The sequence below is a fragment of the Lysinibacillus sp. FSL M8-0134 genome, assembly GCF_038069745.1.
GTDB lineage: Bacteria > Bacillota > Bacilli > Bacillales_A > Planococcaceae > Lysinibacillus > Lysinibacillus irui.
Genome location: NZ_JBBPAJ010000001.1, coordinates 173,182 through 195,973, shown reverse-complemented (window position 1 = coordinate 195,973; position 22,792 = coordinate 173,182). Strand labels below are relative to the sequence as shown.

Below are 22,792 nucleotides of genomic sequence, written 5' to 3'. Positions count from 1 at the left end.
AAATCTGCTCACTTCACGGGATACCCTGAATGAGCAGATTTTTTTGGTGGATACAAGCAAGTGTGAATACTAATGGTTTTTTATAAACAAGTAATTCTATAATAGAAGCTAGAAGCTTACTATAGGAAAGGCAATGATGTACTCATGAATGTAGAGAATTTTTTACAATTACCGATTACTAAGGATTTCACCGTTGTAGCTGGGCACAACGGTTTGCATAAAGCTGTTCAAAATGTGGAAATTTTAGACTTTGAATTTTCACCGGACATACCCCATGTTCGAGATACGATTTTCACGCCCCATAGTGTTGTTTTAAGTAGTTTATTGTTTGCAAAACAAAAACCAGAGTATTTATTAAATGCTGTCAAAAATTTGATTGAGCTAGGGGCGAGTGCCTTAGCTTATAAGCCTGTCATTTTCAAGGACTTGCCTGAAGAAGTTTTGACTTACGCTGAAGAGCAAAATTTCCCTATACTTAGATTCGGTGGAGATGAATTTTTTGAAAAAATTATTTTAGAAACGATGGCCTATGCCAAGACACAGGATTACTCATTCTTTTTAGAAACTATTTTACGAAGATTAATGGAAGAAGATGTTACGCAAGAGCAAATCAAATCCATTTTACAGCAACTTAATAAGCCCTTTGAAAAATATGTATTTGCAGCAAATTTACGTACAAGTGACCCACTCCATCATAGCTCGATGCAATCTATTTTTTCATTAGAACCATTATTAAAATCGGGTCTAATTTGTTCATATAAACAAAGCCTTTTCATTATCATGACACATGCATCTCAGCAGTTTCAATTTGAAAAAGTTTTAGATGAATGGTTAGCTCTATACGCCATACCAACTGATACAATCACCTTTGGCTATAGTAGTAGCTACGATACCGAAACAGGATTACCCAGCGCCTTACGCGAAGCTTTCTTTGCCAGTATTTTAGCTGAAATTGATAGACTACCTAGCTGTCATTATAACAATCTCGCATCTGAACGCTTATTAATTGAGTTGTATCGTAAAGATCGAACATTTGCAATGGACTACGTAAATTCCTTTTTAGCCCCATTACTTGATGATAAGGCTGATTCAGATTTAATGGAAACTGCCAAAACCTATATCATTAAGAAAGGAAATATTAAGGAAGTCGCAGTGGCACAGTTCTGTCACCCCAATACAATTCGCTATCGTATGGCTAAAATACGTCAATTAGTAGCACTAGAAGATAATGATTATGTTTTTTATGAACACCTAGCTGCAGCCGTTAAATTGTACTTATTACATAGTAAATTGACTGTCGAATAATTACTTTGGAATAAGTACAAAAAAACGCCTGAATATTTAGAAATAAAATCAAAACCTTTTCTTCACTCTTATGCTATTCTATTGAAGTCAGGAGGAAGAAACATATGAAAACTTACATAGCAGATGGCATGCTATTGATTACTGCAATCGTGTGGGGCAGTGGATTTGTTATTACAGCCATTGCCTTAGAATATTTAACAGCTTATCAAGTAATGGCTGGTAGATTTTTATTAGCTTCGATTATATTAACTGTTCTATTTGGCTCTCGATTAAAAAAAGCTTCAAAATCGGTTATTTGGAAAGGAGCTTTATTAGGGACCATTCTATATATAGCATTCGCCCTTCAAACAGTCGGACTTCAGTATACAACACCTTCTAAAAATGCCTTTTTAACTGCCGTAAATGTTATTATTGTTCCTTTAATTGCCTATGCGGTTTATAAGCGCCGCATTGATGGCTATGAAATCATTGGTTCGATAATGGCAATCGTTGGAATTGGCTTTTTATCATTACAGGGCTCATTGACAATGAATGTGGGTGATGCACTTTCTTTAGCTTGTGCCGTTGCTTTTGCATTTGATATTTTTTGTACAAACCTTTTTGTTCAAAAGGAAGATGCCATTGCTCTTACTATTATTCAGTTTCTCACGGCCTCCCTTATAGGTGTTCTAGTCGTCATTAGCCAAGGCGAAATCCCAACATCATTTGAAAAAGAAGCAATCTATTCTCTTATTTATCTAGGAATTTTTTCTACGACGATTGCTTATCTATTCCAAAATGTGGCCAATCAATACACAACGGCCACTAAAGCTGCGATTATCCTATCGACTGAATCTTTCTTCGGTATGGTACTATCCGTCATCTTCTTGCATGAAATTTTAACAAGCCGTATGGTCGTAGGCGCAGTGCTCATTTTATTGGCTATACTAATTGCCGAAGTCAAACCAGCACATCCTAAAAAGAAGCTTATGAAAACACTAGAAAATCAAACGCCAAAATAGTTTCAGTTTAAAACTGGAACTATTTTTTTAAGCTCGACTAGTAATGATGCTTGTTGTAATACCTACTACTAAAACGGTAATAATGGATAATAGAAAGGTTGAAGTGGATAATAGGAAGCCACCTATAACAATAACGATGGAATCGATAAAAAATATTAATATCCCCACATTAATACCTGTTTTATCACAGATAAATTGAGCGATTAAGTCTGTCCCTCCAGTGCTTGTCTGAAATCGCAACATCAGACCAATTCCAAACCCTACAAGAATGCCTCCAAGAATCGCACTGTAAAGCGCATCAATTTGAACAAAATTACGGACAGGCTTTAATAAATCAATAATGAAGGAAGACATTATTAAGCCATGTATACTATTGAAAAAATAGGCTCTATATTTAAACCAAGCGATAATAAAAATGGGAATACTAATGACAATAATCATTAAACCGATTTTTAGCTTATATAAATAATGTAAAATTAGCGCTAATCCAACTACTCCTCCATCTAATATTTCATAAGGCGTTAAAAATAAATTAATTCCTAACGACAAAGAAATACTTCCTATTATAATGACAAGACTTTTTGTAAAGAAATACATACAACCCCCCTCCGTAATTACGCATGTCTTATAGTATGAAAATAGGTAATCGAACATGTTATGAAATAACCTTAGATGAATGATCATTTTTATCGAGTATATTTGCTAAATTTCTTCGAAACTTATTCTATTATTTCCCGTAAATACAAGTAAAATTTGATTTTTAAAAAAGGGGGTTCCTTATGGAGCATGCTTTATTAGAACAGGTTAAACATACTAGAATACATTTAAGAAAAGGGCAATTAGAAACAATCTTTGAGGAATTTGATGTGCAGCGAATGAGATTAACAGAGGCACAGCGCCTAGAAAAATATCGCAAAATGCTAGAAAGTCCATTCCGCTTTTTCCGTGGAAGTGCCTATCTATTTTACTTTGATATGGCAAAGACTACCTCTATCTTCCATACTCCTAACAGTAGGCCAACTTGGATTCAAGGTGATATGCATATGGACAACTTTGGGGCCTTTCAAAATGAAGCAGGCACCATTGTCTTTGATGTCAATGATTTCGATGAGGGCTATGTCGGCTCTTATTTATACGATATTATTCGAATGAGCGTCAGTATTGCACTCTGTTTAGAAGAACAAGGCTTACATAAGGCAACCCAAGAAACGGCTATTCAATATTTTCTCAATAGCTATATCGATCAACTAAAACGGTTTCAGCGCAAAAAAGATGATCCACTAACACTGATGTTTACAAAGGATAATACTAAAGGACCTGCTAAAAAACTTTTGAAAATGCTTGAAAAACGTCCACACTCTCTTTTTTTAGAGGATATTTCATATAAGAGTGAAGATGGCCAACGAGCTTTTTTATGGAATGATGAAATTCAACCAGTCTCTTCAGAGGAATACAGTGCCATAGCAAACGCACTTCCAACTTATAAAATTAAGGATATTGCTTATAAGCATGGCTCTGGCACAGCTTCTATCGGTCTAAAACGTTACTATATTTTAGTGGAAGATAAAAAAATTACATCTGAAGAAAATGATTTAGTGCTAGAAATGAAAGAAGTACGTACAGCGATTCCTGCCTATTTCCTCCCCTATCAAGAGCAATTTTGGGATCATTATGAGCACCAAGGAGCACGTGTTGTGGGTACACAAAAAGCTATGCATCATTTAGAGGACCCTCATTTAGCCTATATCACGATGAATAACCAAGAATTTTATATTCGAGAACGCTCTCCTTATAAAAAGAAGATTAAGCCTAAAAACTATAAGGATTTAGAGGATTATTTTACAACAACATCACTTATGGGAAAAATAGCTGCCAAAATACATGCTCGCGCTGATATCGATTATTCTCATGTTTTTACCTATCACAGCGAGGAAGAGATTTTAAAGGCTATAGGTAAAGATCGTACTATATTTATTGAGCAGACAATTTTACAAGCCATGAGCTACAAGGAAATGGTCTACACAGACTTTGACATATTTAAAAGCTTTGTTGAAACAAAATTCAATTTTAAAAAGGACCTCGGCTATTAGCAGAGGTCCCTCTATTCACATTTATTTGTGCTTGGCCTTCATACGAGCAAGCAAAAACCCACCTTTAAATGACTTTGGTTCGTACGAGATAATAAATGCATTAGGCTCAAACTGTTCTACTATTTGAAAGAGTTCACCCTCACGATTCCTCTTCGTTAATATTTCATATTTATAGCGATTACTATCTCGCCCTTCCCCAATATAAATCGTAACCGCAAACCCTTCATTACGAAGAAATCTCACAAGCTCCTCATTCTTATTTTGAGTATTGATGGTCGTATAGACATAGCCTATTGCTAGCTTACGTTCAATTTTGGCCCCTAAAAATATTCCTAATCCAAATCCAACCGCATAAACGCCCATAGCTAACATACTTTGTTTTCCACTAAAAACGAGCGAAAGGCCAAATACATACACTAACATCTCCAACATACCAAATATCGCAGCAAGGAAAGTAATATTCTTTACTAAAAATATTGTACGTAATGTTAAAAAAGGTACATAAACTAGTTGAAGGATTAAAATTAACACGATACTTTGCATTTATTCTAGACCTTTCTGAGAGTAATTATATATAAGTGTATGTTGAAATAGAAAGTTACATTCTACTAATTTTAAATTCCCTTCAAGCAGCAATGTTAAACATTTTAAACAACTGTATAAAAATTCATGAGGTATAAGTGTAATTTTACACTTAATGTGTGATATGGTATTATTCAAGAATATTTAAAGAAGGAGGATGTAAAATATTGAGGAAGAAAATGATAATTATTTTTCTTATCATTAGCTTAAGCACAAATTTATATATATTGGGAAAATGGTTTTTGCTTGATCAATGGTATGAAGCTAATGCTGAGGAACGTGTTATATTAAGCGAAATGGTTCAAAAAACAGTAGCAAGTGAAAAATATAAAGAAATAGCTTCGCAAGAGAAAGTTATCGCTATTGATACAAGTATCGATAAGAATAAAGGCGGCGTATTCCCTTATTATTTTGAAGTAAATGTTTGTACAGATAAACAGACATATATTTTTTATTGTAAAGATAAGCAATGTTCAGAGATGGAGAATAGCGGTTGGACTTATTCTAGCTATCAAGACGAACAGCCGCGACTACCATTTAAAAAATGAACAATAGTTTTTTTACATACTAAAATGTCACCTCCTGACCTAAGTAAAAGGTGGTGACATCGTTAGTTTTAAATTAAGTCTCCCAAAGCTCTATTCTCCTTCCCTCTGGATCTTCAATCCAAATAAATTTTCCATATTCATTTGTCATTTTTTCCATTACAATAGGAATTTTCATTTTTTCTAAATGCTTAATACTGTCTTCTATATTTTCCACTTGAAAATTCAACATGACTTGTTGCTCTGTTGGAAAATAGCTGTCACTTTCAGAAAAGAAAGAGAAGATCGTTTGATTGTCTGACTGTGGTGAAATAATAGCACCATTCCAATTTTCAATTTCCAAATTTAGAACCTTACTGTACCATTGTTTAATTTCCTCTAAATTATTGGTCCTCCAAAATACTCCTCCAATGCCCTTTAAGATCATAATATTCTCCTTCCTAACCTATTTGTTATTCTTTAAATTCTAGTTTTAAAGGCAAATCCCTTCTTTACTAACCAGTGTCTGTAAGGTGTAGTTGCTCATTCTATCGTCTTCGACTCATTAATATATATGTTGATATTTGATAGCTTCCTAGGAGGTTTGTGTTTTTAAGACAGCAAGTTTTCAATTAAGTTCATAATGAGTATTAAAGTACATACAATATCTAGGAGGTGACTAATTTGAGAAAGTTCATTTTTATTTTTACAGCTATAATCATTACTGCAATTGTTGTAGCGATAAATCATAAATCAAGGTCTGCTAATTCTGAAGAAAAGTTAGAAAATGCTTTAGTTATAAGCATGGAAGAAACTAAAAAGGAAAATGAGAAGATAAACGAGATATTAATGAAAATTTCTCAGGAATTTAATAAAAAAGGATTCGATCAAATCGGATTTGGTTTTTCCCATGATGACAGTGTATTTACTATTCAAGCTAAAGATAAGGATTTTATAGAAAAGAAAAAGATTATTATTGAAAATATTATCTTATATGTTGCAAACGAGACGGGTTTTAGAGACTTCGAAGTTGACTACGTAACATTGGATAGTTACGAATTAAGCAATGAAGATGTTAAGCTAAATGAATCGTTAAATGAAGTACTAAAAATAACTTCAAACTTATTAAAAACGAATGGTTATGATAAAGCTAACTATTCAATATCCATTGATCCGAGTAAGGGAATCATGATTGAGGTTACGAAAGAGGACTTAATAAATAAGAAAGAAACAGAAAAGCTTATCGCTAATTCAGTTTATTCTAATACAAATATGAACTTAAAGGTTTTCATAAAAGAAAAAAGCAAAAGTAAAGTTAAAGACCAAGAATGGCAACCTATATTTAGTGCAATAAGAGACGAATTAAAAAAGGAGTTTAAAGAATATAGAGGATTTGCATATTCATTCCACCCTGACCCCTTACAAATTATTATTAAAACGGACTTAGAAAAGCCTAAAGGGTTTTGGAAATCGAATAAAAAAATAAAACATATCACTATGTATGTAGATAAGATAATAGAGTTGAAAAGAGAAGAACTTTCAATTGAGGAAATTCCATATAAAATTATTATACGTGACAAAAATAATCATAAAATAAACTAAGTATTTCATCACGTATTATTTTTTAGATGTTTTCAAAATCTCTTTTACCATTTCATCAAGTTCTTCTGCGATTCATCATGTATCGGGGTTTCAACCAATCCTGTTAAATACCCTCTAAAAAGAACTCTTAACTCTATAACCAAAAAACTTTATATAAACCACTTCTAGTTAACTTTATTAGAAGATACGATTTCTTGCACATGTGAGACAATTCCACAAAATAGAATACCCCCCTGATTTTAGTTGAATAAACCCACTGTGGATCTTAATTACAATTGATTTGATAAAAATATGGACCACACATGGATTCATGTGTATGAACATATGTCCAAGTAAAGTTTTTATCAAATATATATATATCTTGTTGCATATCAAAATCCCTGGATATTACTTTACTAGCATTTGTATAAAGAAATACTATTGGTGACCCTTGATACATTACATAAAATTCTTCTTTAGATAAATTATCAAATGCTTTTCTCGCAATCTCTTTTTTCAAGCATTCTTTCTTCTCATAACTAAAAATATGCCATTTAAACTGATCATAATTTATTTCTTCTTTTAATTCTTCACTAATATTTTGTGCGAATGTCTTTTCCCATAAATCAATAATATCCTCTGCTTCATTAACTAATTCTATGAATACACCTTTTTCACGTAAGTTTTGTTTATATATATAATCTTCCTGGATAAAAATTAGTGACCAATAAACATTTTCTAACTCTTCTTCTGGTAAACTATCTAAGATTTTATCAATTTTATCTCTAATCATCTTTTCCTCCAATGACGAATTATAGATTTCATAGCTTTTTATTACTTCTTCAATATAACTGTACCATTCTTTCAATAAGGATTCTTAATTAACTTTGGTGATTTGTATACATCTTATTATTTGTAAATGATTCCGTATTATCACTTCTGAATGGGTACCCCTTTTTCCTCATAAAAAATGTCACCTCCTTAAATCTATATCAATAGATAAAAGTAGGTGACAACGGCCTTTTCATCAAAATAAATGAGGTATTTAGATGAATGTTGTTTAGTTTTGCCTATATTTCCCCATGCATTGGGTCTTCCTTATGCTTAGGCCCAATCATGTTGAATAAAATATTAAGGATAATTGCTGTGACAGAACCACAGACAATACCATTAGATGTAAGAATTGAAACGCTTGTTGGTAGTGCATCAAAAATGCCAGGAACTACAGATACACCAACACCAAGACTAACTGCGATGGCAGCAATCATCGCGTTTTCTGCTGATTCATTCATTACAGGTACAAGCATGCCCATACCTTGTGTAATCACCATACCGAACATCGCAAGCATCGCCGCACCTAGTACAGATGTTGGAATAATCGTTGTTAACGCTGCGATTTTTGGTAGGAAGCCAAGTGCTACAAGTAAGCCACCTGTGATGTAAATAACTTTACGATCTTTTACACCTGACATACGAGTTAGCCCCACGTTTTGTGAGAATGTTGTATATGGAAAAGCATTGAAAATCCCGCCGATTACTGAAGCAAGACCTTCAGAACGATAGCCACGAGCTAAATCCTTTGAATCTAATTTTTTATTACAAATATCACTTAGTGCAAAATAGACACCAGATGACTCTACTAAAGATACCATTGCTACGAGTGTCATGGTAATAATTGCAGTCACATCAAAAGTTGGCATTCCAAAATAGAAAGGCTGAACCATATGGAATACATCAGCATCTGCTACTGGTGTAAAATCTACTTTACCCATGAATGCACCTAAAATAGTACCGACTACTAATCCAATAAGAATCGAGATTGCACGGACAAACCCTGTAGAAAAACGATAAACAATTAAAATAATGACTAATGTAATGAACGCTAAAGCAACATTAGAAGCAGAGGCAAAATCCTCAGCACCTTGTCCACCAGCCATATTGTTTAAAGCCACAGGTAATAAGGAAATACCAATAATAGAAACTACCGATCCCGTAACTACTGGTGGGAAGAATTTCACAAGCTTACCGAAGAAGCCAGCAATAATCATCACAATTACACCAGATGCAATAATAGAACCATAAATATCTGTGATACCTTGCTCCGGGTTTGTACCGATAGCAATAATTGGACTTACTGCTGTGAATGTACAGCCTAGTACTACTGGTAAGCCAATACCGATAAATTTACCTGAATAAACCTGTAAAAGTGTTGCGATCCCGCACATCATAATATCAATCGCCACTAAATACGTCATTTGTGTTGAATCAAAGCCAATTGCCCCACCAATAATTAGTGGCACTAAGATGGCTCCAGCATACATCGCAAGTAAATGTTGAATCGCTAGCGTCGTTGATTTAAAGGTATTCATTACGCGCGAGCCTCCGCAGCAAATGTTACTTTGCCATCTTCAAGAGAGTCTACAATCGCTAATGACTCAACGCGAACACCTTGTTCACGCAATAATTTCCCTCCATCTTGGAAGCCCTTTTCAATAACGATGCCCACACCCACAACATTCGCACCAGCTTGTGCAGCAATATCAAGTAAGCCTTTGACAGCTTCACCATTTGCTAAGAAATCGTCAATGATTAAAATATTGTCATCTTCATTTAAGAAATTACGTGATACAGAGATATCATTTGTTTCATTCTTTGTGAATGAATGTACCTTTGATGAGTAAAGGTTATCTGAAAGTGTTAAAGATTTACGTTTACGAGCAAATACTACAGGTGCACCAATTTCTAAGCCTAGCATGACAGATGGTGCAATGCCTGAAGATTCAATTGTTAAAATCTTAGTAATAACTTGATCAGAGAAACGATTTGCGAATTCGTGACCAATTTCCTTCATTAACATCGGATCAATTTGATGATTTAAAAATGAATCTACCTTTAATACTGATGAAGATAAAACCTTACCTTCTTGCATAATTTTGTCGTGTAATAACTTCATTTCTTTCATATCCTTCTTTCGTTAATAATAATAAAAAAACGCTGGATGTCTTGTTTCCATTCAGCTACGAGTGGAGCAAGGCATTCAGCGTAAAAACGTCGAAACGAATAGAAAACATCATTAAAATTGAAGTTCTCTAAAAGCATTGCTACCCATAGTCGATTTATTTACGGTAAATCGGTAGAAACTTGCGAGCCCTATTCTCGCTATTATATGAGTGGATTGTATGAAACTATCAGAATAACCAATTTATCACTTTATTCGGTAAGAGCTTATATCTCATATTGAAAAAAGTTTAATTTTTCGGAATTTAATGGTATTCTGCAACTTTTCAATTGTAAACGTTCGTGTTTTCAATCAACGTACTGATTATAACAGACTATTTTCTAGCTTGCTAGCATTATTTTGATAAATGGAAAGGTACTGTCATAATGACGACATTTCTGTGAAATAACAGTGTCGTACGAATTAATAAGCTAGATTGATTGTGTAGCATATGGTGCCACCCTTTTTTCGGTAAAAATTGTGGGATGACAACTGTTACTTTATGACCTGTCTTCGTACATTGATGTTCCACCTTATCAATAAATTTAATCAATGGCTGTGTGATACTGCGATATGGTGAATAATAAGTTACTAGTCGTACATCTGGTTGCCAGGCCTTCCATTTCTCTTCAAAAGCCTTTGCATCCGCTTGGTCGAAGGCTACGTAAAATGCAATTACCTTCTCAACATGTAATGATTTCGCATAATGAAGGGAATTTTCAACAACTTTCGTTATACCAGCTACTGGTACAATAAAAACATTCCCCTCAATAGCAGCTAGTTCCTCATGATTTAATCTTAATTGTTCTCCAACGGCCTGATAATGGAGCTTAATCCGATGGAATAGAAAAATAATAATTGGTAAAAAGATAAACACTGGCCATACTTGAGGCATTTTTGTTACAAAAAACATCATCGCTACGATGAAAGAAATAGCAGCACCAATTGTGTTGATCGTAAATTTTGCAATCCATCCTTTAGGTTTATCACGCCACCATTTTCGCATCATTCCTGTTTGCGCTAATGTAAACGGAATAAATACCCCTACAGCATATAGTGGAATTAAATGCTCAGTTGCTCCATCAAATAAAATGATTAAGACAATAGCCGCTGCACCTAGCATCAGGATGCCATTTGAATAACCAAGACGGTCTCCCCGAATTTGGAATATTCTTGGGATAAAGCCATCCTTTGATAAATTTACTGCTAACAAAGGAAATGCTGAGTAACCTGTATTTGCAGCAAGAACTAAAATCATTGCCGTTGTACCCTGGACAATGTAATAAAATAGATTTCTACCTACGCTCGCTTCTGCAAGTTGAGAAACAACTGTAGCTTCCGCTGTTGGCGCAATCCCATAAAAATAAGCCAAACTAACAATGCCTATAAATAAAACGGCTAAAATAGCACCCATTGCTAAAAGCGTTTTAGCTGCGTTATTAGGAGCAGGATTTTTAAAATTAGGGATGGCATTTGAAATAGCCTCTACCCCTGTTAAAGCTGAGCTCCCTGATGCAAATGCCTTTAATAAAATAAATAAACTAATTCCTGCAACCGGTGTACCGACCTTTGGATGTAGCTCTGCTGGCACCTGACCAGTTGCGACATGATAGAGCCCCATTCCAATTAACAAGAGCATAACACCTACAAACAGATAGACTGGGTATGCCAAAATAGAAGCAGATTCTGTTACACCACGTAAGTTTAAGATTGTTAAAAAAACCACAAAGAATATAGCAATGGGTACATTGTAGGGGTGGAGGCTTGGAAATGCCGAAGTAATGGCATCTGTACCTGCTGATACACTTACCGCTACTGTTAAAATATAATCAACAAGTAAGGACCCTCCAGCCACAAGACCTGCATTTACCCCTAAATTCTCCCGTGATACTACATAGGCCCCTCCCCCATGTGGATAGGCGAAAATAACTTGACGATAGGAGAGAATTAGTGCCACAAGCAAGATAACGACTCCAGCAGCAATTGGTAGAGAGTACCAAAGGGCAAGTGTACCCACTGTCATCAGGACAATTAAAATTTGTTCTGGTCCATAGGCTACTGAAGACAAGGCATCTGATGATAATATGGCTAATGCCTTTGTTTTACTAAGCTTTTGTTCCCCTAACGCATCGGATCTTAATGGTTTACCGATTACATAACGTTTGAATGAGGATTTCATTGTTAAACACCTTCTAGTTTTATAGAGTGTGTTTCGCCTTTCTAAATAAGATCAAAAAACGCCTACAAGTCATCACTAAATAAGACTTGTAGACGCTCATCCGTCTGCCAAGCTCCAACTTTTCTGCTCTTAACGCTTACGAGGTTAGCTGTCGGATTCGGGCCTGAGTAGCCCTACTCTTCAAATGAAGAGATTCACCCCAAGGATGGCTGATGCCATCCGTCAAAAATGGGTCCCCCGCGTTTAGTTGCTTCAGCGATTTAGAAATTTGAAACTTTTATAATGATGTCATATTACGCCTGTCAATTAAAAAAGTAAAGAAGAAAATTTTTCACTTTTATGAGAGAAAAACATAGACTTTTTTTCGAAATCGTTTGGAATTCACCTACAAATGCCAAGCAAATTCTCTCAGAACAGCAAAAGGCTACTGTAAAAGTATGCTCTACTTTTACAGTAGCTCTCTATATTAGTCATTATAATCCTGTTCAAAATCAACAATATTCCCCGTCATAGAATCCACATCTACTTCATATTCATATTGACCATCTTTCAATTCAATTTCATAGATGCCATCATCGAGCTTAATTTTTGTTACAGTACCTTTTGCTTTCTTTAAGGCTGTTTCGATAGCCTGCTCTTTAGTAATGTTAGTAGTTACTGTAGTTGCTAGTTTATTGTCGTCCATATCATCGTTATCTCGACGTTCTTTTTTCTGCTTGAGTAATTTCCCAGTATAAGCATCAAATTTCAAATCATATTCTTCTGTATCAGTATAGACCTCTACTTCATAAATAGAACGATACTGATTTTTGTCTAACTCGATATCCGCTACTGTACCATCAACTACTGTAAGGGCCTTCTTCTCAATCTCTTGCATTGTTAACACCTTTTTTTCTTGAGCATCTCCAGATAATAATGTTGTCGAGCCAATCGCTGCACCAACCCCAAGTGTAACTACTAATGCTGGAATCATAATCATTTTTTTCATATCTATCTCTCCTTTGTTTTATCTATTCTTAGCTTACCAAGCAAAGATGATAGAACTATAAGAGAAACATTAGAATTTCATGAGAATGAATTATTGATCATCATCCCATGTAATGGACAGAACTTCCCCTGAAACAGCATGGATTTGAAAAGTGGCTTCGTCATCCTGAGTTTCAATTTCAACTAAATAATAACCACCTTCTGCCGTTTCTTCAAAATCAACTGAGTCCACTTCCCCCGTCAATTGTCCTAGCGCTATTTGAATAGCCTGTTGTTCAGTAATTATAGGTTCTTCTACAGGTGGTTTATGCGGCTCAACATTTTCCACCGATACTATTTCACCCGAGTAGGCATTGACAGTTAAATCTTTTTGTTGGTTTTCTTTCTCAACACGTACCGTATAAGTGGTATCTGTTAACTTTATACTTTCAACATCACCATATTTCTGTTTTACCATTTGTCTTATTTGCTTTTCAGTTAACAATAACTTCGTTTGTCCTTCTTTTATTGTTAAATCAGTTACCTGTTGTGTTTTAGCATCTAGCATAGCTATATACTTGACATTGTCACGTGTAAAAAACATTTCATAGGTGTCTCCTTGTTTCTTCACCTGCGTAACATGGGCTTTATAGATGGCTTCAATATGGTTTATAGCCTCTGACTTGCTAAGTGGTTCAACATGAAAATAGCGATACTGAATAAACCACAGCGTTCCACTACAAAGAAGGAGAATAACAATTATTATCAGAACCCATTTTTTCATTGCTCCTCCTCCTTTGGTATACATAGGGTAAAGCTTGTTCCTTCTCCAAGTGTACTTTTCACATCAATGGTTATGCCCAGTTGTTCTGCAAGCTCATGGGCTATCGCAAGCCCTAATCCAGAGCCACCTGTCTTACGATTTCGATCCTCTGTTACCCGATAAAAACGCTCAAACAAATGAGGTAAGTGCTCCTCTGGAATACCTATACCAAAATCTTGGATGGTAATGCAGGCATGATTGGTTGTTTCTGCTGTAAGAATACGCACCTCACCCTCACTATACTTTCTAGCATTATCGAGCAAAATAAAAAGTAGTTGCTTCAAGATTTTTTCATCACTATAAATAAATCTTGGAAGCTTCGCATCGACTATAAATGTTCGATGATAAGCCTGCTGCATTTGTGAGGCAACTTTCTGCAAGAACGGTTCAAGCTCTAGCTGTTCCAAATGAATAGCCAGATGCTCATTATTTTTAGCTAGTTCTAGCAATTGTAGTACCATTTCATGCATGCGAGTCGATTCATTAGCGATCGCTTGTAATGATTCTTGCGCAACTTCACGATTATCAAAGCCTCTTCGAAGGAGTAATTTTGCATAGCTTTCAATAACGGTAATCGGCGTTTTTAGCTCATGGGAAGCATTTGAAACAAACTCTTGTTGCTTTTGATAATGCTGTTCAAGCTTCTCCATCATCATATTAAAGGTACGATTAATGTTTGTTAACTCGTCTCCACCCTTTTCAGGAATATCTATTTTTTCATATTTCCCTGTCGCTGCACTTTTACGCATAGTAATGTTTAAACGCTCTAGTGGTAATAAAATTAAGCGCCCAAGTACTAAGCTTGCTAAGAAAATGGGGAGCGTTGCCATAATAGATACAACGACTAAGATCACCTTTAGTAAGTCTAATGTCTGCTCTACCTCTTCCATGGATTGCTGTAATGTTATGTCTACAACTGTTCCGTCTATCCAAATGGTAGGCATCGTGTAGGTAATGGAAGGGACCTCTGGCATTTCAAGTGTAGCCTGAACCTTTGTTTTCAAACGCTCTCCATCATAAATATAGACAGCACCGTCCGTTGGCATATATGCCCTTAATACTTGCTGGAGGTTGGTTTGTGCATTTAACTGACTCAGTGAAGAGCTTAAATCATTTGCCCGTGACTGGAGCTGATTGTATTCCGTATCATAGGCAAATTTCTCATACAAAAAATAAATGCCATTAGTAGTTGCCACTAAAATGACAAGCATGAGCATCGTTGTTAGTAAATGAATTTTTGTTTTAAGTCTCATAGCTATGTTCCTTTAGCACATACCCAACTCCACGAACCGTTTGAATAATGGGCTTTGCATTAGCAGCTTCAAGCTTTTGTCGGACATAACGAATATAAACATCTACAACATTTGTATCTCCATAATAATCATAGCCCCATACAGCCTCTAGAATTTGCTCTCTAGTCAGTACCTGTTTTGGATGCTTTAGTAAATAGAACAACAAATCATATTCTCGGGGTGTCAGTTGAATCTCCTTATCAAAATATACAACTTCTCTTGTTTGCTCGTTTATAGATAAATGTCCAAATGTGAGAGCAGCTTGCTTTGGACTAGCCTTTTGTGAAAAACGTAAAGCATTGCGAATACGCGCAAGCAGCTCCTCAATTTCAAACGGTTTTGTCACATAATCATTGGCGCCTAAATCTAGCCCCTTTACTTTATCCTCCACCTCACTTTTGGCAGTCAGCATAATAATAGGTGTTTGGGTTTCTGTTGCACGAATTCGCTTTAGCACGTCAATACCACTCATCTCAGGTAGCATGACATCCAGTAGGATTAAATCCCATTGCTGCTCACGATATTGAAGTAAACCGTCTGTTCCTGTATGAGCCATTACTGCTTCATAGCCTTCAAATTGAAGCTCTAACTGTAGCACTCGCGCAATTTTTTCTTCATCTTCTATAATTAAAATTCGATTGGTCATGTCGAATCCATCCTTCACCTTTTCTTTTCATCGTAAACGATGCAAGCGGTGAAAGTCTAATTAGAAAATGATGAGAATTGTCCATACTTATTAAACAAAAGATAATGCAAACTACTTCACTTTTTTTATTCCTAGCGTTAGAATACTAATATCTTATTTTCCTATAGGAAACTTTATTTCGTTGACGATACTTTTTGAAACGAGGGAACAATATGGTTTATAAACGAGTCACAAAATCGCCAGCCGAGGCTGTTTTAGACGGAGATATAAAAGGTTGGCGACGCTTTTTACCGTTTTTAGGGCCCGCTTTCATTGCAGCCGTAGCTTATATCGACCCTGGAAATTTTGCCACAAATATAACAGCAGGCTCACAATATGGCTACTTGCTACTTTGGGTAATTGCCTTTTCCAATTTAATGGCTGTTTTAATTCAATCCTTATCTGCAAAGCTTGGAATCGCGACAGGAAAAAACCTACCTGAAGTGGCACGCGAGCATTTTTCTAAAAAAACCTCTATATTCCTTTGGATTCAGGCAGAGTTAGTTATCATTGCCACAGACCTTGCTGAATTTATCGGTGCAGCCTTAGGGCTTTATTTGTTATTTAATATTCCAATGCTACCAGCAGCATTGATTACAGCGGTTGGCTCATTTGCTATTTTAGAACTCCAAAGACGAGGATTCAGAGCCTTTGAAGCGGGGATTTCTGGTATGGTTTTAATTGTCGTATTAGCATTTGCCTTCCAAACATTTTTAGCGCAGCCAGCATGGGGCGATGTGGCGATTGGCATGTTCACACCACACTTTGAAGGTGTAGATTCACTATTATTAGCAACAGGTATTTTAGGTGCAACCGTCATGCCTCATGCTATTTACTTACATTCTTCATTAACTCAAAGCCGTATTATTGGTCGTAATGAAGAAGAAAAAAGACGCATTTTCCGTTTTGAATTTATTGATATTATCATCGCTATGATTATTGCTGGAGCTATTAATATGAGCATGCTTATTATCGCCGCAGCAGTATTCCATACACAAGGCGTTGTAGTTGAAGATTTAGATGTTGCCTATAACGGCTTAAAAGAGGCTCTTGGCCCATTGGCTGCCATTTCTTTTGGTCTTGGTTTACTTATTGCAGGGCTTGCTAGCTCCTCTGTAGGGACTTTAGCCGGTGATGTAGTCATGCAAGGCTTTATTCAAAGAAAAATACCTCTTTATTTACGTAGAGCAATTACCATGGTACCTCCACTTGCAATCATTGCATCTGGTGTGAATGCAACCTATGCTCTAGTTCTTAGTCAGGTTGTTTTATCATTTGGTATTGCCTTTGCACTTATCCCTCTTGTTATGTTTACAAGTAAACGAGACATCATGGGTAGCCTAGTTAATCACCGTATTACAACAATTTTGGGTTGGTTTGTCGTAGTCATTGTTGTTACGCTGAATATTTACTTACTGTGGGAAACAATATTTGGATAATAAAAAGCCAGGTACTCTGTAGATAGAATGAGTACCTGGTATTTTTTTGATTAAACATCCACCTTTTCAATATTTCTAATGGCTAAATAGGCAATGCCTAGACCTACAATTGCTAAAGTAATAGGAATAAAAATAATATCGTTTAACGTAAAGTTACCTGTATTAGACGAAGTCAGAGATACTATTATAATTGATGAAATAATAGTTGCTGGTATGGAGTATTTTCTCATTCCGAAATACAATGGGATTAAAGCTATACCCGAGGCAGCAATCGCATTCATCAATACGGAAGGAATGTGTTGTAAGATTAATGAGCTTGATAGTACATTTGGAATCAAATCAAATTTATCACTAATAACACAGAAAGCCGTTGTAATAAAAGCATTTGAAATGATGATCGTACTAAACGTAAAAAGCATTACAATGGCAAGCTTCGCGACGATTAATTTCTTTCTACTTATAGGATACATAAAAGCTAAGGTGATGGTCTTAAATTTATATTCTCCGATAATCAACTTAGCTATTAACGTAGAAGCAAAAATACTAAAGACGACTCTAATCATTGATTCAATGACACTTAAAGCAACCTGGTAATTTTCAAGGTCTTGGTCCCCCTCCACTTTGGAAATACCTACTACCAAAAATAGAAATCCAAGAATAATAAAATTAGCAATAATAGCCCCCTTAACGTATGAGCCTAAATGATACTTTTTCATTTCTAAACGCATTAAATTAAGCATGGACAACTCCTCCATTGATTAATTTTAGGAAATAATCCTCAAGTGAGCTTGTTTTTTTGCTTATCTCTTCAATTTCGATGTCATGTTCAATTAATGTTTTTGTTAGGCTCTTTTGGGATACTGTCGAATCATAAACTCTAATAGAGTTGTCATCCATCAGCTTAAAATTAGCAATCTTCAATACACTTTCTAAAATAAAAGCTGCCTTCTTGCCATCATTGACAATGACTTCAATATAATCTGCTTGATTACGATTAATTGTTTCCATTGTAACTTCCGTGAGTAGCCTACCATCCTTAATGACACCTATTGTATCAGCCAATTGTTCAATTTCCCCTAATATATGGCTGGAGATGATAATCGTAATACCATACTCCTTACAGAGCATTTTGAAGAGCTCTCTCAACTCTTTAATCCCTACAGGATCTAATCCATTAATTGGTTCATCTAAAATAAGAAGTTCTGGCTTTGTTATAATGGCACGTGCAATGCCTAGTCTCTGTTTCATCCCTAGAGAAAAGTCTTTTACACGCTTCTCTTCTGTATTTGATAATTTTACTAAATTTAGAACATGAGCAATTTCTTTTTTATCGTAATACCCCATATATTCGCAATGCAGTTCTAAGGTCTCCTTAGCCGTCAATTTTTCATAGAAAATAGGATACTCAATAATCGTTCCCATTCTTTTTAGTACTTCATAGGATCGATCCGTCAGCTTTTCGCCAAATATTTCTACATCCCCGCTTGTTGGCTTCGTCAGATTTGTTAGCATCTTCATGACAGTGGTTTTACCTGCACCATTTGGACCTAAAAATCCATAAATCTCTCCCTTTTTGACGTTCATATTGACAGTGGATACCACTTCTTTACCATCGTACACTTTCGTAAGCTGATTTGTTTTTACAATGTATGTCATGTAAATCTCTCCCTCAATTGTGGCTAGTTTCATTATAAAAAATGAACCTCTCTAATTAATTACTTGATTCTTACAAATTTCTTAAGAGCAAAATAAAAGCCTGTAAAGCATTGAAAGCTCTACAGGCAGTGTGAATTCAATACATCATTCGTTTTAAAGCAATTGTAAAAATGGTCTTTTTATAAGGAATACTTGATAGCTGGATGGAACCATCCATTATTTCCACAAGACGCTTTGTAATGGTTAGACCTAGGCCGCTTCCCTGGAAGGATTTATTTCGAGAGTCTTCTAGTGTATACATTCTTTCAAAAACAGTATCGATATGATATTCATCAATGCCCTTGCCTTGATCCCACACATCAATATAAATGTTTGTCTCATCATTTCTTACGGTTAAGCCAATCACATTGCCATCCGCTCCATAAGCTATAGCATTTGATAATAGATTGTTTAGAACTCTATCTAACGCTTCTTCATTACCAAGGGCATACATAGGAAGTTCGGGGATTGAAATATTGATATTTAATCCCACCGATGTGACCATATCGTAAAAGGATAAAATATTTTTTCGGCATATTTCACAAACATTGATTTTCGTGATTGGATAATTTGCATCTCCTGCCTCTAATTTTGCCAGATCAAAAAATGTATGAATGATTTTTAATACTTCTAACGTTTTAGCATGAACACCAGTGAGTAATCGCTGTCGCTCTTCCTCACTAATTGAACTTTGAAGCTGAAGTATTTCAATATAGCCTAATACAACTGTTAAAGGTGTTTTAAGATCATGTGAAATATTTGCCAACATCTTTTTCATTGAATCTTCCATTTTTCGATGTGTAGCAAGAACCTTTTGCTTGTCATCCAATAAGGCATTTATTGTAATCAGTAATTGCTGAATTTCTGGATTTGTCGTAGCAACTAAAACCTTTTCATTAGTTGGTTTATTAACAATTGCTTGTATTTTTTCATGCATGTATTGGATTGTATCATCTTGTTCTTTTTTTACTTTTCTTTGATAAAGAATAATACCCGCCAGCAACAAAATAATTAGTAATAGACATAACGTCATATTTTATCCCTCAAACTTATAGCCAATTCCCCACAGCGTTTTTATATAATGAGGATTAGACGGATCATCTTCAATTTTTTCGCGAAGTCTTCTTATATGTACATTAATAATATTTTCATCACCGTAGTAAGTATCTTTCCATATTGTCTGATAAATTTGCTCCTTAGTAAAAACTCGCTGGCGATTTGTTACAAGCAATTTTAAAATGGCAAATTCCTTAGATGTTAGTTTCACTTCTTGCCCATCTTTATCTACAGAAAAGTTAATCATATTTATCGTTAAATTATCGATCACTACTACATCTTGTTTGTTATCCACTTGACTAGAATATTTGGTTGCTCGTCTAATAACGGCTTTTACGCGAGCAGAAAACTCTAGCATAGAAAATGGTTTAGCAATATAATCATCTGCACCTAAGCCTAACCCTAAAGCTTTATCTACATCACTATCCTTTGCTGACATAATGATGATAGGAAGCGCTGCTTGTTCTCGAATTATTTTTAGTACTTCTAATCCATTAAGTTTAGGAATCATAATATCTAAGATAACTAAATCAAATGAATGGTTTAAACAATACTGTAATGCCTCTTCTCCATTCTTTGCAGTTGTAACACCGAAGCCTTCCAATAGTAAAAAGTTTTCTACCATTTCACGAATAGCCTCATCATCTTCAACTAGTAAAATATGTTTTTGCATTTTCATGCACCTCTTCCTAACTAAAAAGCCATTAGTATGACTTTCCACATCTATAGTATATTACCATATATATGATATAGATTAAGAAATAAATTTAACGCCCAAATATAAAAAAGCCGTCCTATCAACCGTCATACAACGGTATACAGAACAGCTTTTCTATTTAATCCTCCACTTTTAAATCACACTCATTAAGTGGAAGCATTTTTGTTTTATGTTTAATTTTATAGCCTAACCATAATAGTAAGAAAAATGGAATTCCAATATAAGAAACTAGAATACCGTACCAATCGATTTTGTCTCCTGTAAAGGCTGTGTAATTTTGTCCAATGACCACAATCATACAAACTGTAAAGGCGAATAGTGGTCCGAATGGATACAATTTTGCTTTATAAGGTAATAGCTTTGGATCTAAGCCCTGTGCGTCGAATGCACGACGGAAACGATAATGACTAAATGCAATGCCAAGCCATGCAATAAAGCCAGACATTCCAGAGGCATTTAATAGCCAGATATACACCACACCGTCACCGAAAAATGACGCTAAAAATGCTAAACAGCCTACAGCTAATGTTGCTAGTAGCGCGTAAATTGGAATACCACGGCGACTAAGCTTTGTAAAGATTTTAGGCGCATGACCATCCACCGCTAATTGCCATAACATACGAGATGATGCATAAAGCCCTGAGTTACCTGCTGATAGCATAGCCGTTAAAATAATAGCGTTCATTAACGACGCAGCAAAGGCGATACCTAAGCGATCAAACACTAATGTAAATGGTGATACTGCAATATCTTCTGATAATAAGCGCTCATCTGTGAAAGGAATCAGCATTCCTATTGCACCAATTGCTAAAATATAGAATAAAAGAATACGCCAGAATACGGATTTTACAGCTTTCGGAATATTTTTACCTGGATCATCAGTTTCACCAGCTGTTATACCTAGAAGCTCTGTTCCTTGGAATGAAAACCCTGCAGCCAGGAAAATACCAAAGGTAGCAAGGAAGCCCCCATGGAATGGCCCATCACTAATAAAGAAATTTGTGAAGCCTACAGGTGCCTGACCACCTAAAATACCAAAAATCATTAATAAACTAATAATAATAAAAACAATGACCGTTGCTACTTTAATCATAGCAAACCAATATTCACTTTCACCATAGCTCTTTACAGAAAGTAAATTAAACGTTAGCACAACAGCAATAAATAATACTGTCCAAAGTGCTGATGAGCTATCTGGGAACCAATATTTCATTATTAAAGACACTGCTGCAATTTCTGCTGCAATCGTAATTGCCCAGTTATACCAATAGTTCCAACCTAAAGCGAAGCCTAGTGCTGGATCTACGAATTTTGTTGCATACGTACTAAATGAACCTGATGATGGCATATAAGCAGCCATCTCTCCTAAGCTCGTCATTAGGAAGTACACCATAACACCAATTAAGGCATAGGCAAGCAATGCGCCTCCTGGCCCTGCTTGTGCAATGGCACCACCACTAGCTAAAAATAGCCCCGTACCAATTGTACCGCCTAAAGAAATCATTGTAATATGACGGCTTTTTAATTCTTTTTTCAGCTTTGGTTCGTTATGACCGAGCTGATTTACTTTTATTTCACTCACGATATAGCTTCCTTCCTATTTATGAGGCAAAAAAATGCCATCACATGAACAATGTGATGGCTAAGTTAATCCTCAGTTTTTCCTAAATGATAGCTCAACACGTTGTACAAACGTGACAGTTCTGTTCCTTTCGGAGACAGCCCCAGCATGAGGTTTTCAAGTCCCCTCACACTTCGGCAATATTTCCTTTCAGCTAATCTCATCAATGCTTGTCATTTCAATTAGCATACTTATAAATATCGCGACCTCTACCTCAATACAAACATGAGGCATATA

Annotated in this window: 22 protein-coding genes and 3 riboswitches; of the genes, 6 read left to right on the top strand and 16 right to left on the bottom strand. The window is 35.5% G+C overall.

The window, feature by feature from the left end; genetic code table 11:
* The first annotated feature begins 144 nt into the window (after positions 1-144).
* Positions 145-1,305, top strand: coding sequence for a PucR family transcriptional regulator (locus MKY49_RS01025; protein WP_274795310.1), 1,161 nt, complete (start codon positions 145-147; stop codon positions 1,303-1,305).
* A 104-nt stretch (positions 1,306-1,409) separates the two neighbouring features.
* The gene (locus MKY49_RS01020) at positions 1,410-2,306 is read left to right on the top strand and encodes a DMT family transporter (RefSeq protein ID WP_274795309.1); all 897 of its coding nucleotides are present in this window, start codon (positions 1,410-1,412) and stop codon (positions 2,304-2,306) included.
* 27 nt (positions 2,307-2,333) lie between these two features.
* Here the strand turns inward: MKY49_RS01020 and MKY49_RS01015 are convergent, their stop codons facing one another.
* Positions 2,334-2,903 (bottom strand): YitT family protein, encoded by a 570-nt coding sequence (locus tag MKY49_RS01015; protein ID WP_341385408.1) that lies wholly within the window; start codon positions 2,901-2,903, stop codon positions 2,334-2,336.
* A 182-nt stretch (positions 2,904-3,085) separates the two neighbouring features.
* Between MKY49_RS01015 and MKY49_RS01010 the strand changes: the two genes are divergently transcribed.
* Complete coding sequence (locus MKY49_RS01010) at positions 3,086-4,396, top strand: DUF2252 domain-containing protein (RefSeq protein ID WP_341385407.1); 1,311 nt, start codon at positions 3,086-3,088, stop codon at positions 4,394-4,396.
* A gap of 21 nt (positions 4,397-4,417) precedes the next feature.
* Here MKY49_RS01010 and MKY49_RS01005 read toward each other — a convergent pair whose 3' ends face one another.
* The gene (locus MKY49_RS01005; protein WP_274795304.1) at positions 4,418-4,939 is read right to left on the bottom strand and encodes a DUF2179 domain-containing protein; all 522 of its coding nucleotides are present in this window, start codon (positions 4,937-4,939) and stop codon (positions 4,418-4,420) included.
* 206 nt (positions 4,940-5,145) lie between these two features.
* Between MKY49_RS01005 and MKY49_RS01000 the strand changes: the two genes are divergently transcribed.
* A complete protein-coding gene (locus tag MKY49_RS01000) occupies positions 5,146-5,526 on the top strand; it encodes a hypothetical protein (protein WP_341385406.1) in 381 nt (126 codons plus the stop codon).
* A 73-nt stretch (positions 5,527-5,599) separates the two neighbouring features.
* On the opposite strand, the gene MKY49_RS00995 is transcribed toward MKY49_RS01000, so the two are convergent.
* Positions 5,600-5,947 (bottom strand): VOC family protein, encoded by a 348-nt coding sequence (locus MKY49_RS00995; RefSeq protein ID WP_312507501.1) that lies wholly within the window; start codon positions 5,945-5,947, stop codon positions 5,600-5,602.
* Between the two features lie 239 nt (positions 5,948-6,186).
* Between MKY49_RS00995 and MKY49_RS00990 the strand changes: the two genes are divergently transcribed.
* Positions 6,187-7,104, top strand: coding sequence for a hypothetical protein (locus MKY49_RS00990; RefSeq protein WP_341385405.1), 918 nt, complete (start codon positions 6,187-6,189; stop codon positions 7,102-7,104).
* Positions 7,105-7,369: 265 nt separating this feature from the next.
* Here MKY49_RS00990 and MKY49_RS00985 read toward each other — a convergent pair whose 3' ends face one another.
* The 8 genes from MKY49_RS00985 to MKY49_RS00950 form a co-directional block, all read right to left on the bottom strand.
* Positions 7,370-7,876, bottom strand: a complete 507-nt coding sequence (locus tag MKY49_RS00985; RefSeq protein ID WP_312507490.1) for a DUF4275 family protein — start codon at positions 7,874-7,876, stop codon at positions 7,370-7,372.
* Between the two features lie 277 nt (positions 7,877-8,153).
* Entirely contained in the window at positions 8,154-9,452 is a 1,299-nt protein-coding gene (locus MKY49_RS00980) for a nucleobase:cation symporter-2 family protein (RefSeq protein WP_341385404.1), read from the bottom strand.
* Entirely contained in the window at positions 9,452-10,036 is a 585-nt protein-coding gene (locus tag MKY49_RS00975; protein WP_274795289.1) for a xanthine phosphoribosyltransferase, read from the bottom strand. Before MKY49_RS00975 ends, MKY49_RS00980 begins: the two co-directional genes overlap by 1 nt.
* Positions 10,037-10,171: 135 nt before the next feature.
* A riboswitch (purine riboswitch) is annotated at positions 10,172-10,273 on the bottom strand.
* 163 nt (positions 10,274-10,436) lie between these two features.
* Positions 10,437-12,260, bottom strand: coding sequence for an APC family permease (locus tag MKY49_RS00970; protein WP_274795288.1), 1,824 nt, complete (start codon positions 12,258-12,260; stop codon positions 10,437-10,439).
* A gap of 119 nt (positions 12,261-12,379) precedes the next feature.
* Positions 12,380-12,528, bottom strand: a riboswitch (cyclic di-AMP (ydaO/yuaA leader).
* Positions 12,529-12,726: 198 nt separating this feature from the next.
* Positions 12,727-13,248 (bottom strand): PepSY domain-containing protein, encoded by a 522-nt coding sequence (locus MKY49_RS00965; protein WP_341385403.1) that lies wholly within the window; start codon positions 13,246-13,248, stop codon positions 12,727-12,729.
* Positions 13,249-13,338: 90 nt separating this feature from the next.
* Positions 13,339-14,010, bottom strand: coding sequence for a PepSY domain-containing protein (locus tag MKY49_RS00960; RefSeq protein ID WP_341385402.1), 672 nt, complete (start codon positions 14,008-14,010; stop codon positions 13,339-13,341).
* Positions 14,007-15,302, bottom strand: a complete 1,296-nt coding sequence (locus tag MKY49_RS00955; RefSeq protein ID WP_341385401.1) for a sensor histidine kinase — start codon at positions 15,300-15,302, stop codon at positions 14,007-14,009. The genes MKY49_RS00960 and MKY49_RS00955 overlap by 4 nt, the downstream gene beginning before the upstream one ends.
* Positions 15,292-15,987, bottom strand: coding sequence for a response regulator transcription factor (locus MKY49_RS00950; RefSeq protein WP_341385400.1), 696 nt, complete (start codon positions 15,985-15,987; stop codon positions 15,292-15,294). Before MKY49_RS00950 ends, MKY49_RS00955 begins: the two co-directional genes overlap by 11 nt.
* Before the next feature lie 212 nt (positions 15,988-16,199).
* Between MKY49_RS00950 and MKY49_RS00945 the strand changes: the two genes are divergently transcribed.
* Positions 16,200-17,465, top strand: a complete 1,266-nt coding sequence (locus MKY49_RS00945) for an Nramp family divalent metal transporter (RefSeq protein WP_274795282.1) — start codon at positions 16,200-16,202, stop codon at positions 17,463-17,465.
* A gap of 50 nt (positions 17,466-17,515) precedes the next feature.
* Here the strand turns inward: MKY49_RS00945 and MKY49_RS00940 are convergent, their stop codons facing one another.
* The 5 genes from MKY49_RS00940 to MKY49_RS00920 form a co-directional block, all read right to left on the bottom strand.
* Positions 17,516-18,205 (bottom strand): ABC transporter permease, encoded by a 690-nt coding sequence (locus MKY49_RS00940; protein WP_274795281.1) that lies wholly within the window; start codon positions 18,203-18,205, stop codon positions 17,516-17,518.
* Positions 18,198-19,121 (bottom strand): ABC transporter ATP-binding protein, encoded by a 924-nt coding sequence (locus tag MKY49_RS00935; protein ID WP_274795280.1) that lies wholly within the window; start codon positions 19,119-19,121, stop codon positions 18,198-18,200. The genes MKY49_RS00940 and MKY49_RS00935 overlap by 8 nt, the downstream gene beginning before the upstream one ends.
* A 136-nt stretch (positions 19,122-19,257) precedes the next feature.
* Positions 19,258-20,193, bottom strand: coding sequence for a sensor histidine kinase (locus MKY49_RS00930; RefSeq protein WP_312507497.1), 936 nt, complete (start codon positions 20,191-20,193; stop codon positions 19,258-19,260).
* Positions 20,194-20,196: 3 nt separating this feature from the next.
* Positions 20,197-20,889 carry a response regulator transcription factor gene (locus MKY49_RS00925; RefSeq protein ID WP_274795278.1) on the bottom strand — a complete coding sequence of 231 codons (693 nt, stop codon included), beginning with the start codon at positions 20,887-20,889 and terminating at the stop codon, positions 20,197-20,199.
* Between the two features lie 163 nt (positions 20,890-21,052).
* Complete coding sequence (locus MKY49_RS00920; RefSeq protein WP_274795277.1) at positions 21,053-22,516, bottom strand: amino acid permease; 1,464 nt, start codon at positions 22,514-22,516, stop codon at positions 21,053-21,055.
* Between the two features lie 82 nt (positions 22,517-22,598).
* A riboswitch (Lysine riboswitch) is annotated at positions 22,599-22,775 on the bottom strand.
* Between the last annotated feature and the right edge of the window lie 17 nt (positions 22,776-22,792).